This window comes from Ruegeria sp. AB6 (assembly GCF_056542685.1).
Genome location: NZ_JBQGAD010000005.1, coordinates 339616 through 350811, shown reverse-complemented (window position 1 = coordinate 350811; position 11196 = coordinate 339616). Strand labels below are relative to the sequence as shown.

Annotated in this window: 14 protein-coding genes; 11 read left to right on the top strand and 3 right to left on the bottom strand. The window is 58.4% G+C overall.

The features are described 5' to 3' along the window. A partial coding sequence (locus ACR0DB_RS13280) for an FAD binding domain-containing protein (protein ID WP_480551462.1) occupies positions 1–566 on the top strand: 566 nt, incomplete at its 5' end. A 50-nt stretch (positions 567–616) separates the two neighbouring features. On the opposite strand, the gene ACR0DB_RS13275 is transcribed toward ACR0DB_RS13280, so the two are convergent. Further along, a complete protein-coding gene (locus ACR0DB_RS13275; RefSeq protein ID WP_480551460.1) occupies positions 617–1507 on the bottom strand; it encodes an FAD:protein FMN transferase in 891 nt (296 codons plus the stop codon). Next, positions 1504–3567 (bottom strand): 4Fe-4S binding protein, encoded by a 2064-nt coding sequence (locus ACR0DB_RS13270; protein WP_480551458.1) that lies wholly within the window; start codon positions 3565–3567, stop codon positions 1504–1506. Before ACR0DB_RS13270 ends, ACR0DB_RS13275 begins: the two co-directional genes overlap by 4 nt. 197 nt (positions 3568–3764) lie before the next feature. On the opposite strand from ACR0DB_RS13270, the gene pqqA reads away from it, so the two are divergent. The 10 genes from pqqA to ACR0DB_RS13220 all read left to right on the top strand — a co-directional run bounded on the left by pqqA (position 3765) and on the right by ACR0DB_RS13220 (position 10589). Beyond that, complete coding sequence (gene pqqA, locus ACR0DB_RS13265) at positions 3765–3872, top strand: pyrroloquinoline quinone precursor peptide PqqA (protein WP_170537497.1); 108 nt, start codon at positions 3765–3767, stop codon at positions 3870–3872. Positions 3873–3899: 27 nt separating this feature from the next. Next, positions 3900–4787 carry a pyrroloquinoline quinone biosynthesis protein PqqB gene (pqqB, locus tag ACR0DB_RS13260; RefSeq protein ID WP_480551456.1) on the top strand — a complete coding sequence of 296 codons (888 nt, stop codon included), beginning with the start codon at positions 3900–3902 and terminating at the stop codon, positions 4785–4787. Next, complete coding sequence (gene pqqC, locus ACR0DB_RS13255) at positions 4784–5512, top strand: pyrroloquinoline-quinone synthase PqqC (RefSeq protein WP_480551454.1); 729 nt, start codon at positions 4784–4786, stop codon at positions 5510–5512. Before pqqB ends, pqqC begins: the two co-directional genes overlap by 4 nt. Continuing rightward, positions 5509–5796 carry a pyrroloquinoline quinone biosynthesis peptide chaperone PqqD gene (gene pqqD / locus ACR0DB_RS13250; protein WP_170785996.1) on the top strand — a complete coding sequence of 96 codons (288 nt, stop codon included), beginning with the start codon at positions 5509–5511 and terminating at the stop codon, positions 5794–5796. Before pqqC ends, pqqD begins: the two co-directional genes overlap by 4 nt. Next, complete coding sequence (gene pqqE, locus ACR0DB_RS13245) at positions 5793–6872, top strand: pyrroloquinoline quinone biosynthesis protein PqqE (protein WP_480551452.1); 1080 nt, start codon at positions 5793–5795, stop codon at positions 6870–6872. Before pqqD ends, pqqE begins: the two co-directional genes overlap by 4 nt. Positions 6873–6997: 125 nt before the next feature. Continuing rightward, positions 6998–7993, top strand: a complete 996-nt coding sequence (gene paaA / locus ACR0DB_RS13240; RefSeq protein ID WP_170790034.1) for a 1,2-phenylacetyl-CoA epoxidase subunit PaaA — start codon at positions 6998–7000, stop codon at positions 7991–7993. 3 nt (positions 7994–7996) lie between these two features. After that, entirely contained in the window at positions 7997–8287 is a 291-nt protein-coding gene (gene paaB / locus ACR0DB_RS13235) for a 1,2-phenylacetyl-CoA epoxidase subunit PaaB (RefSeq protein ID WP_170785990.1), read from the top strand. Further along, positions 8287–9048 carry a 1,2-phenylacetyl-CoA epoxidase subunit PaaC gene (gene paaC / locus ACR0DB_RS13230; RefSeq protein ID WP_480551450.1) on the top strand — a complete coding sequence of 254 codons (762 nt, stop codon included), beginning with the start codon at positions 8287–8289 and terminating at the stop codon, positions 9046–9048. Before paaB ends, paaC begins: the two co-directional genes overlap by 1 nt. Before the next feature lie 5 nt (positions 9049–9053). Continuing rightward, on the top strand, positions 9054–9512 hold the full coding sequence (gene paaD / locus ACR0DB_RS13225; RefSeq protein ID WP_480551447.1) for a 1,2-phenylacetyl-CoA epoxidase subunit PaaD: 459 nt from the start codon (positions 9054–9056) through the stop codon (positions 9510–9512). 9 nt (positions 9513–9521) lie between these two features. Next, entirely contained in the window at positions 9522–10589 is a 1068-nt protein-coding gene (locus ACR0DB_RS13220) for a 2Fe-2S iron-sulfur cluster-binding protein (protein WP_480551445.1), read from the top strand. Here ACR0DB_RS13220 and ACR0DB_RS13215 read toward each other — a convergent pair. Next, on the bottom strand, positions 10586–11194 hold the full coding sequence (locus ACR0DB_RS13215; RefSeq protein WP_480551443.1) for a TetR/AcrR family transcriptional regulator: 609 nt from the start codon (positions 11192–11194) through the stop codon (positions 10586–10588). The two genes, ACR0DB_RS13220 and ACR0DB_RS13215, sit on opposite strands and share 4 nt — an antisense overlap. Between the last annotated feature and the right edge of the window lie 2 nt (positions 11195–11196).

The window sequence follows — 11196 nt, the reverse complement described above, 5'->3', positions numbered from 1 at the left end:
CCACGGTGGCGCGCGAGGCGGCGGCAAGCTATCCGGCGCTGGCAGCATTGGCGGGGCAAATCGGGGATCCGGCAGTGCGCAATCGCGGCACCATTGGTGGGTCGGTGGCCAACAATGACCCGGCGGCCTGTTATCCGGCGGGTGTGTTGGGCTCGGGCGCAACTATTGTGACCAATGCGCGGCAGATCGCGGCGGATGATTTCTTTCAGGGCATGTTCACCACGGCGCTGGACGAGGGTGAGATCATCACATCCATCCGCTTCCCGGTACCGCAGGCGGCGAGCTATCAGAAGTTCCTGCAGCCGGCCTCGCGCTTTGCGTTGGTGGGTGTCTATCTGGCGCGGTTTGCGGATGGTGTCCGCGTGGCCGTGACCGGTGCCAGCGAGGACGGTGTGTTCCGCTGGTCTGAGGCCGAGGAAGCCCTGACAAAAGAGTTCCGCGCCGACGCGTTGATGGGTCTCAAGGTGAACTCGATGAACATGATCGGCGATCTGCATGGCAGCAAAGACTATCGCGCACATCTGGTCAGCGTCATGACCAAACGCGCCGTACAAGCCTGCGCGTAACCGCCTAGACAAACGAACCCAAAAGCCCCGCAACAAAAGCGGGGCTTTTTTTATGTTTTAATAGATTGAATGGTACCGTCGGCTTGCACACAGATTGCGGTCGGATTGTCCGGGGATCGGGTTAAAGTGCGCGAGATTTCCGCTGCGTTCGCATGGCAAAAAGCCGTGGAAAGCGCGTCTGCCCAAGTGGCCGTGTTGGCGGTGACGCTGACGGTTGACCACAAGGCTGGATCTTGCCCGTCCGGGTTCAGGATGTGGGATTGAGTTCCTTCCAGGTACATCGCGCCAGGGCTGGAGGTTGCGACGGCACGGTTTTTGAGCGCGACCGTTTCTACCAGGCCATGTAGGGGATCAGCAATGCCCATAGTCCAGGGGCGGCCCCCTGCGTAGAATTCACCTATGTTGACCAAAACGCTGGACCATCCGGCCTGTTTCAGCGCATGTGCCACAAGATCGGTCGCATATCCTTGCGCGATGCCATTCAGCGTCAATGCCTGACCATTGTCCAGCCTGACCCGTTCGGCTGTGATGCTTACGCGTTCCCAACCGATCAGGGAGCGCGCATCATTTACATCCCCGCCCTGCCGCAAAGCGGCCCAGAGCGGTTGTACCGTTGGGTCAAACAGGCCTTTGGTCACTCGATGTGCTTGCCCGCAGATGCGCAACAGGTCCAGCATTTCGCGCGGAGGGTTCCTCAGCAAACCGGTCTTGTTGAGTTCAGATAGGACCGAGTTTGGATCATAGAGGCTGAACATCTCCTCGCATCGTTTGAGCAGCCTCTCAACGCGGGAAATGGCGATTTGGGCATCTTCGGGGGTGGCATCCAGGGTCAGGCTGACCTCGGCCCCCATGGCGTATCCCTGCCAGTGGATGGACCTCGCCGCGGCAGGCGTGGCCAGTGCGGCGGCGGATATAGTAAGGAAACGGCGGCGGGTGATCATTCGGCGGCGACCTTTCTGGCCTGACGTCGGGCCGCGACGATCAGTGGTACGCAGCGCTGTTTGTCATCGTGGATGGCGACGCAGTCGAGGCATTGGAAGCACTCGTCATATTGAATCTGGCCTGTTTTCTTGATCGCGCCGTATTTGCACTTCACACGGCAAAGCTGACAGGGAGAGCCGCATTCGGCGCGTCGATCGATCCAGTCGCGTCCGCGCAGAAGCCCACCGATCGCCAGAAATGCGCCCAAGGGGCAGACATAGCGACAGAAGCCTTTGAACAGGACCATGCCCAGCAGCAGCCAGAAGACGGCATAGGCCACATAGTACCACTCGCGGATGAAGAACGTGGTGATAGCAGTTTTGAAGGGCTCGACCTCGGCGGCTTTGTCGACCTGATCAGGTGCAACGAAGACGGTGACGATCAGACCGCCCAGCACAATGTATTTCAACCACTTCAACCTTTGGTCCCAGGCGCGGGAGGGTTCGATCTGCGGGATGCGCAGGGCTTTTCCGATATGATGTGCAAACTCCTGCAGAGCGCCAAAGGGGCAGAGCCAGCCACAGAACAGCCCCCTGCCCCAGGCGATCAGGCCTGCAATCGACACGGCCCAGATCAACAGCGAAAACGGGTCGTATAGAAGGAAGGCATAGCTGCCCCCGTCGAGGGCTGTTCTGAGCGTGCCCAGAACGGTGACAATGGAAAGCTGCCCCTGCCCCCACCATCCGACAAAGCCGACAACCACTGCCAGAATGGTCAGGCGCAGCGGTGTGAACGTGGGTTGTGCCGCCAATGCATTCATGCGCAGGGCCAAAATTCCAAGAAGCACGGTCAGCAAGATGCCAAGCGCAATCATATCGCTTTGACGATTGCGCAGCGCTTCGAGCCACGGTGGCGCTGGCTTGATTTGCACGGGGCGCTGAAAGAACCGCTCGGGGGTGACATGGGTCACGTCCATGGTGACGGAGCCGATCTCGGGTTGAAACATCCCGTGTTCGCGTACAGCCAGTACCTTAAGCACCCATTCCCGCGATGGATCGAAACCCAGCCGTCGATCGGTGCGCAGTATCATCGCGGTACCATCCGGCATTCCGTCGGCAAGCTCGACCAGCAGGTCTGCATCGCGCAGCGCGACAGGCAGTCCATCCTGTTCGGCCGAGATCCAATCGGGCGCGGTGTTGCGCACGAACTCGTCGCTAACCAATCCATGCCTGGCGGTTTCGATCAGCAGAATCGGCTCATCATTGTCCGAGATTTCCATGAAGCGTTGAAGCTCATCAAAACTGTCATCGGACAGGGCCGCGCGTGCGATGGATGTGGGGCCGAGGTCCACAATCCAGAGGTCCAGGAACGGTCCGTCCGGGTAGTCCTGCGCTTCGGGGTCGTCATCCTCCCACAAGGTTCCAGCAAACAGCGCGTCGACCTCGGCATTGCTGAGGGTCTTGTGGGTGGCGATGCCTTGATCAACCAGAGCGTCCCATGTCAGCGCCTCGTCATAATCGGGGTCGGGATAGGCCGGGGGCGCGGTGGCCAGTCCCTGCATCTTTTCGCGGGCAACCGCCAAGGCGGCCCCCATGACAGATTCGTGGGCAATTCGGACGCTGGCCGTGGCCTTGGTGACGCCGTCGAGGTAAACAAGCTGTGAGCCGCTGGCGGCATCCCCATAGGGCGTTCCGACGACGATCGAGTCCGAAATAGACAGGCCTCCATACTGTTCGAAATACTTGTGGAACGGTGCCTGGCCTAGACCGGACACAAAGATCGGCTCATTATGTTCGATAAGTTGAACATCCAGAAAACGCCCTTCGAGATCGAGCACGACCAGCATGTTGATAGGCGCGCCCGAGAAACCGGGCAGCGGGGCTAACGGTTCTGTTTCAAAGACATAACCCGCCTCGATCCCGCCAGAGTTGAGCAAGGAATAGACGCCGTCGTCATTCAGGGCCTCGCCCAGCGAAAAGGGCGCGCGAACGAACGACGCCAGTTTCTCACGTGGCAACGGCTCGGCCATGGCCGTCAGACCGCTTAGGATCAGCAAAAGCAGGGCAACGATCACGCGCATATGCGCAACACTATATTTACGCCTCAAGCCGCGACATTCGACAAAAGTCCTAAGTCCTGTCTACGACCCCAAGACGGTTGACGTGGTGGGGCACTGCTCGGACACTGTGACCGGAGCGTACGACCAAAGCAGCATTTTCCGAAAATGATGTGGGTTGTAGGTTTTTTGAAATTGCCAGTCACTCATGGGAGGTAGCGATGACCTGGAGCACACCGAAACTGAAAGAAGTGAACTGCGGTATGGAGATCAACATGTATTCTCCGTCCGAGGATGAAGGCCGCGAGCACGAGCGCGACCTGTTCTGATTGCGTGAACTCTAGCGGAGGCCCGAGGTGCATTTTCTGGTTCTTGGGGCTTCTGCAGGCGGTGGTCTACCGCAATGGAATTGTGGTTGCCGGAATTGCGAGGATGCCCGCAAGGGCCTTATCCCGCCTTCCGGCCAATCGTCATTGGCAGTCTCGCCAGACGGCGTTCGGTGGAGCATTCTAAACGCATCACCTGACGTCCGGCAGCAGATGCTGGACAATCCAAAAATGCATCCCCGCGCGCTACGCGACACGCCTGTGGCGTCCGTGTTGTTGACCAATGGGGATATCGACCATATCGCCGGGCTGTTGAGCCTGCGTGAACAGACGCCGTTTTCGCTGTTTGCCACGGGGGATATTCTGGATGTTCTGGCCCAGAACAGAATCTTCGATGCGGTGAATCGGGAAAAGGTAGAAAGGACACGCATTTCTCTGGATCAGGACTTTGCTTTGCAGGACGGCTTGCAAGCGCGGCTGTTTGCGGTTCCGGGCAAAGTGCCTTTGTTCATGGAAGGTGACAGTGTTCAAACCAATCTCATCGGGGAGCAAACCGTTGGGGTGCGCCTGACGACAGGGGAAAAGGTCGCCTATTACATTCCCGGATGTGCGCAAATCACCCCTGCTCTGCTGGATCAGCTTGTGGATGCGGATCAGTTGTTCTTTGACGGAACACTTTGGGATGATGATGAGATGATCCGCACCGGCACCGGAGTAAAGACGGGTCAGCGCATGGGTCATATCTCGGTCAGTGGTGCGGACGGTTCGATCGAGGGGCTAAAGGGCATCGCGGCGGCCAAGACCTATATCCATATCAACAACACCAATCCGATGCTGCAGCCAAACGGACCCGAGCGCGCCTTTGTCGAGGCCGCAGGCTGGACCATTGCCTATGACGGGCAGGAGATCACGATATGAGCCGAGAGAGCCTTGAAGCCCGTCTGCGTCAGATCGGGGCCGAGCGCTATCACGACAAACACCCGTTTCATCATCGCCTGCACAGCGGTGAATGCACCCCGGATCAGGTGCGGGCCTGGGTGATCAACCGCTGGGCCTATCAGGCCGCGATCCCGATGAAAGACGCGGCCTTCATGTCGCGCTGCACCGATCCGGACATCCGCCGCGAATGGCGCTCGCGGATCGAGGACCATGATGGCGAGGTTGACGAAGGCGGCGGCATCCGGCGCTGGTTGAAACTGGCCGAGGCGGTTGGGCTTGACCCGGACTATGTCGCATCTGGGCGTGGGATTTTGCCTGCCACGCAATTCGCAGTGGATGCTTATGTGCACTATGTGCGTGAGAAGCCGCTGTTGCAGGCGGTTGCGTCCTCGCTGACCGAGCTTTTTGCCCCGAAGATTCATGAACAGCGGATCGAAGGGCTGCTGGAGCATTACGATTTTGCCAATGCCGACAGTCTGTCCTATTTCCGCAAACGTCTGACTCAGGCCCCCAAGGATGTGGCTTTTGGTCTGAATTGGGTTCTGGATCATGCCGACACGACCGAGAAAGAGGACATGGCCTGCGAGGCTCTGATCTTCAAAACCAATGTGTTGTGGGCGCAGTTGGATGCTCTGTGGTCTGCTTATGTTGAGCCTGGGATGATCCCTCCCGCTGCGTGGCAACCGGGCGAGGGTTCGCTATGACTCTGGAACTGCGTCAGACCGACCGTCCATACCTGCCGCGCGGCGTGCGGGTGCAGCGCGATGAGGTGCGCGACCGGACGGTGTTGATGGCACCCGAGAAGGTGATCGAGCTGGATCAGATCGGGATGGCTATTTTGTCTCGCGTCGATGGGTCTGCCCGGTTTTCCGAGATCGTGCAGGACCTTGCCGCTACCTACAACGCCCCGGCCGAGCAGATTGAAACGGATGTTCAGCGCTTTTTGCAGACCTTGCGCAGCCGCGTCTATCTGATGGTGCGGGAATGAGTGCCCCTGCCCCCATCGCCATGCTGGCCGAGCTGACGCATCGCTGTCCGCTGAGCTGCCCCTATTGCAGCAATCCGGTGGAACTTGAACGCAAAGAGACCGAGCTGGACACCGATACCTGGAAAGACGTGTTCAAACAGGCGCACGCGCTGGGTGTTTTGCAGCTGCATCTGTCGGGTGGCGAGCCCGCATCCCGCCGCGATCTGGAAGAACTGACAGAATACGCATCACAAATTGGGCTTTACACCAATCTGATCACGTCTGGCATCGGGCTGACCCCCAAAAGGTTGGACCGGCTGGAAGAGGTCGGGCTGGATCATGTCCAAATGTCGCTGCAAGGGACGAATGCCGCTCTGGCTGATCATATCGGCGGGTATCGCGGCGGGTTTGACCGCAAGATGATCGTCGTGCGCGAGATCCGGGATCGGGGCATTCCCTTGACCCTGAATGCCGTGATGCACCGGCAAAATCTGGATGATCTGGACCGCACGATTGAAATGGCCGTCGAATTGGGAGCACGCAGGCTTGAGGTTGCCTGTGTCCAATTCCATGGATGGGCTTTGAAAAATCGTGCCGCACTGTTGCCGACACGTGAGCAGGCTTTAGCCGTGAAGGACACGGTCGCCAAAGCCGCGCAGCGTCTGCAAGGTGTTCTGGCGTTCGATTTTGTTCCGCCAGATTACTACGCGGATTTCCCAAAGGCCTGCATGGGCGGCTGGGGCTCGACCGGGTTGAACGTGACGCCAGATGGCACTGTTCTGCCCTGCCACGCCGCGCAAACCATCAAACATCTGCAGTTTGACAACGTCCAAAGTAAAACGCTGGCGGAAATCTGGCAAAATAGTCCGGCCTTTAACGCCTATCGCGGGACGGATTGGTTGCCGGAACCTTGCCAGAGTTGCGAGCGGAAAGAGATCGACTTTGGCGGCTGCCGCTGTCAGGCATTGGCCTTGGCCGGGGATGCCGCGGCGACTGATCCGGTGTGCCGCAAGTCACCTTTGCATGCGCAGGTCTCGGCCATTTTGCAGGAAGAGCCGGAAGCAGGTTCGAATGATCTGATCTACCGAAAGCTTTGATTTCACGTTCGGTTTTTTGCTGGTGAAAATATGTTACAAAAATATTGAATATTGGAAAAAATGTAACATAATAGAGGGTGTGACGACTGAATCAGTCACCCAAGGTGTGTAAGGAGGACGCAGCCATGTACGCGCAGATGGTACAGTCGACCGGAAAAGGTGTTCAGGACCGCAAGGAGATGAGCCCCGAGGATCAGGCCTTTCAAGACCGCATTGATCGCGGCGAAAAGATCGAGCCCAAGGACTACATGCCCGACGCCTATCGCAAGACGTTGATCCGCCAGATCGGCCAGCACGCCCATTCCGAGATTGTCGGGCAACTGCCCGAAGGCAATTGGATCACACGCGCCCCGACACTTGAACGCAAAGCCAATCTGCTGGCCAAGGTGCAGGACGAGGCCGGGCATGGGCTGTATCTTTATTGCGCGGCCGAAACGCTGGGGGTCAGCCGGGATGAACTGGTCGAGATGCTGCATTCCGAGCGGATGAAGTATTCGTCCATCTTCAACTACCCCACCCTCACATGGGCCGATATGGGCGCGGTTGGTTGGCTGGTTGATGGGGCTGCGATCATGAATCAGGTGCCGTTGCAGCGCACCTCTTTTGGTCCTTACGCGCGGGCGATGGTGCGTATCTGCAAGGAAGAAAGCTTTCACCAGCGCCAAGGCTACCACATCATGATCAAGATGGCGAAAGAGGGCACAGCTGATCAAAAGCGCATGGCGCAGGATGCGCTGAACCGGTTCTGGTACCCCGCGCTGATGATGTTTGGGCCGTCCGACAAGGAAAGTGTGCATTCGGCGCAGTCGATGGCGTGGAAAATCAAGATCAACACCAATGATGAGCTACGGCAGAAATTCGTGGACGAAACCGTTCCGCAGGCCGAGTTCCTTGGCCTGACCATCCCCGACGAGAACCTGCGATGGAACGATGAGACCGGACACTATGAATTCAGCGAACCCGACTGGTCCGAATTCTTCGAAGTGATCTCGGGCAATGGCCCCTGCAATGTCGAGCGTCTGAACGCCCGGCGGAAGGCCTGGGACGATGGCGCGTGGGTGCGTGAGGCCATGCTAGCCCATGCCCGCAAATCCCAAAAACGCGCGCAAGCGGCGGAGTAAGAAATGACACATGAAAACGAATGGCCCCTGTGGGAAGTCTTTATTCGCGGTCAGCACGGGATGAGCCACCGGCATGTCGGCTCATTGCACGCAGCCGATGCGGAACATGCGATCCGCAATGCGCGCGATGTTTATACCCGTCGGAATGAGGGCGTCAGTATCTGGGTGGTCGAGGCCGCGAAAATCACCGCCTCTAGCCCCTCTGATAAGGGGCCTCTGTTCGATCCGGCGCGGGACAAGGTCTATCGTCATCCGACGTTTTACGACATTCCCGAAGAAGTTGGGAAAATGTGATGGCCGTGGAAAACCCCCTGTTCGAATTTCTGCTCAGGCAAGGGGACAATGCTCTTGTGCTGGGTCATCGCACGTCGGAATGGTGCGGGGTTGCGCCAATTCTGGAAGAAGATATCGCGCTGGCCAACATGGCGCTGGACCTGATCGGTCAGACGCAGATGTGGCTGGGCTATGCGGGCGAGGTCGAAGGGGCCGGTCGCTCGGCCGATGATCTGGCCTATCTGCGCGACGTCTACGATTTTCGCAACCTGTTGATGCTTGAGGTCCCGAATGGCGACTTTGGCCGAACCCAGATGCGTCAATTCCTGTTCGATGCGTTTCAGGTGCCTTGGCTGACGCGCTTGCAAGCCTCCGGCGATACCCGCATTGCGGAGATCGCGGCGAAATGCGTGAAAGAGGCGCTCTATCATCTGGAACGGTCGTCCCAGACCGTGATCGCGTTGGGTGATGGAACCGAGGACAGCAACGCGCGCATGGCTGAGGCGTTGACGTTCCTGTGGCCCTATAGCGGCGAGATGTTTGTCGATGACGCAACTGATCAGGCGATGGCCGATACGGGCGTTGCCCCCCTGCCCTCGGACCTGCGCGCGCCGTGGCTGGAGACCGTCGAAGCTGTTGCGGCAGAGGCCTGTCTGACCCTGCCCGATAGCGACTATGCGCAGAAAGGCGGGCGCACAGGGTTCCGCCACACGGAACATCTGGGCCATATGCTGGCGGTGATGCAAACTTTGCAGCGCTCCTATCCGGGGGCCACGTGGTAGGTACGATGGCTGTCACCGAAGCGGAGGTCTGGGATTGGCTTGAAAACGTGCCCGACCCCGAGATTCCGGTGATCTCGGTCGTTGATCTGGGCGTGATCCGGGGGGTGGACGTCAGGAATGACACTGTGACTGTGACGATCACGCCGACCTATTCCGGGTGTCCCGCCATGGCCGTGATTGCGTTGGACATAGAAACCGAATTGGCGCGCAACGGTATCGACAATCTGGACATCCAGACCCGTATAGCGCCGGCATGGACAACTGACTGGCTGTCCCCAAAAGGCCGCGCTCGGCTGGAGGAGTTCGGCATCGCCCCGCCGCAATCCGCAGGTGGCCCTGAACGGTGCCCGCATTGCAAATCCGAGCAGGTCGAAAAGATCAGCCAGTTCGGCTCGACCCCTTGCAAGGCCCAGTGGCGCTGCATGGATTGTCTTGAACCCTTTGACTATTTCAAATGTATCTGAGGTCCCGTTATGGCTATGTTTCATCCCCTTAAAGTAACGGACATCCACAAAACCATCCGCGACGCGGTGGTCGTGACCTTGCAACCTGTTAACCCCGAACATTTTGAATTTGCGCCGGGCCAGTATCTCACGTTCAAACGGGATTTTGATGGAGATGAGTTGCGCCGGTCCTATTCGATCTGCGCCGCCCCGCATGAAGGTATCTTGCAGGTCGGCATCAAAAGCGTGGATGGCGGGGCCTTTTCCACCTGGGCCAATACCGAGCTGCAGGTGGGCGATGTCATGGACGCCATGCCGCCGATGGGCAATTTCCATGCGGCCGCCAATGCCGATGCGCCGCACTACCTGGGCTTTGCCGGGGGCTCTGGCATCACGCCGGTGTTGTCGATCCTGAAAACCGCATTGACCGAGGACCCCTCGGCCCGGTTTACGCTGGTTTACGCAAACCGTACCCCCAATACGATCATGTTCCGGGAAGAGTTGGAGGACCTCAAGAACCGCTTTCTGCACCGGTTGAACATCGTGCATATCCTGGAAGATGACAGTCAGGAAATTGATCTGTTCAAAGGCCGCGTCGATGCCGAAAAATGCGCGGCCTTGTTCCAGCACTGGATCGACATCAAATCGGTTTCGTTGGCTTATATTTGTGGGCCAGAGCCAATGATGTTGGCGATTTCGCAATCGTTGAAAGATTACGGCCTGACCAAGGATCAGATCCGGTTCGAGCTGTTTGCTTCATCCCAACCGGGACGTGCCAGAACCCGCGCTGTCTCGCGGTCGGTGGCTGAGAATGGCATCAAGGGGCGCGTCACATTGGGCGGCGAAACGCGGCAGTTCACCATTCCCAAGGATACCAGCCTGCTTGAGGCCGCGCTGGCTGAAAACCTGGATGCGCCCCATGCCTGTAAGGCGGGCGTGTGCTCGACCTGCAAGGCGAAAGTGTTGGAGGGCGAGGTCGAGATGGTCGCCAACCATGCGCTGGAAGACTATGAGGTTGAGGCAGGGTTCGTTCTGACTTGTCAGTGCTTTGCACTGTCCGACAAGGTGGTCTGGGACTATGACGAGGCGGGGCACTAGCCCGCGTTCTGCACTCCGGGCAACCCGGCAACGGTTAGGCGCGCGATGGTTCTGGCATAGCCTTCGCGGTCGGCCCGCGTGGCTTTGGGTTGCCACATATAGTACCAGTTCAGCATTCCGAAGACTGACATGGTCACTTCGCGCAAAAGCTGCTGGTTGTCCCCCAGCTTGCCGTCACTGATTGCGTTGAGAATGGCGCTCATCTGCGAGACCATGTCTTTTTGGTAGGCCTTCAGAACTTGTTGCATGTTCTGCGGCAGTAGCGACACGCCTTCGCTTTGGATTTTGTGTTCGAAATCCATGCCTTCATAGGCCAACAGGTATTCCCGCAGAACCAGCTGCAATTGATCTGCAGGGGCTATGCCGTCCAGATCAAGGGCCGTGACGCGGCTGTTCAATTCAGAGAGGTAAGTGTCCAGAATGTCGAACAGCAAAGCCTCTTTGCCGTCGTAATAGTGGTAGATGTTGGCCTTGGAAATCCCCGCAGCCTTAGCCACTTGGTTCATCGAAGCCCGCGCGATGCCTTCGCTTGCGAACACGCTGGCGGCGACCGACAGGATGCTTTGACGTTTCTGGTCGTGATCCTTTGCGATGGTGCGGGCCACTG

Excerpts from the sequence above, each read along its gene's own strand:
- paaA (WP_170790034.1), top strand. The coding sequence starts at position 6,998 with ATGTACGCGCAGATGGTACAGTCGACCGGAAAAGGTGTTCAGGACCGC.
- pqqE (WP_480551452.1), top strand. The coding sequence starts at position 5,793 with ATGAGTGCCCCTGCCCCCATCGCCATGCTGGCCGAGCTGACGCATCGC.
- pqqC (WP_480551454.1), top strand. The coding sequence starts at position 4,784 with ATGAGCCGAGAGAGCCTTGAAGCCCGTCTGCGTCAGATCGGGGCCGAG.
- ACR0DB_RS13275 (WP_480551460.1), bottom strand. The coding sequence starts at position 1,507 with ATGATCACCCGCCGCCGTTTCCTTACTATATCCGCCGCCGCACTGGCC.
- paaC (WP_480551450.1), top strand. The coding sequence starts at position 8,287 with ATGGCCGTGGAAAACCCCCTGTTCGAATTTCTGCTCAGGCAAGGGGAC.
- paaD (WP_480551447.1), top strand. The coding sequence starts at position 9,054 with ATGGCTGTCACCGAAGCGGAGGTCTGGGATTGGCTTGAAAACGTGCCC.
- pqqD (WP_170785996.1), top strand. The coding sequence starts at position 5,509 with ATGACTCTGGAACTGCGTCAGACCGACCGTCCATACCTGCCGCGCGGC.
- pqqA (WP_170537497.1), top strand. The coding sequence starts at position 3,765 with ATGACCTGGAGCACACCGAAACTGAAAGAAGTGAACTGCGGTATGGAG.
- paaB (WP_170785990.1), top strand. The coding sequence starts at position 7,997 with ATGACACATGAAAACGAATGGCCCCTGTGGGAAGTCTTTATTCGCGGT.
- ACR0DB_RS13220 (WP_480551445.1), top strand. The coding sequence starts at position 9,522 with ATGGCTATGTTTCATCCCCTTAAAGTAACGGACATCCACAAAACCATC.
- ACR0DB_RS13270 (WP_480551458.1), bottom strand. The coding sequence starts at position 3,567 with ATGCGCGTGATCGTTGCCCTGCTTTTGCTGATCCTAAGCGGTCTGACG.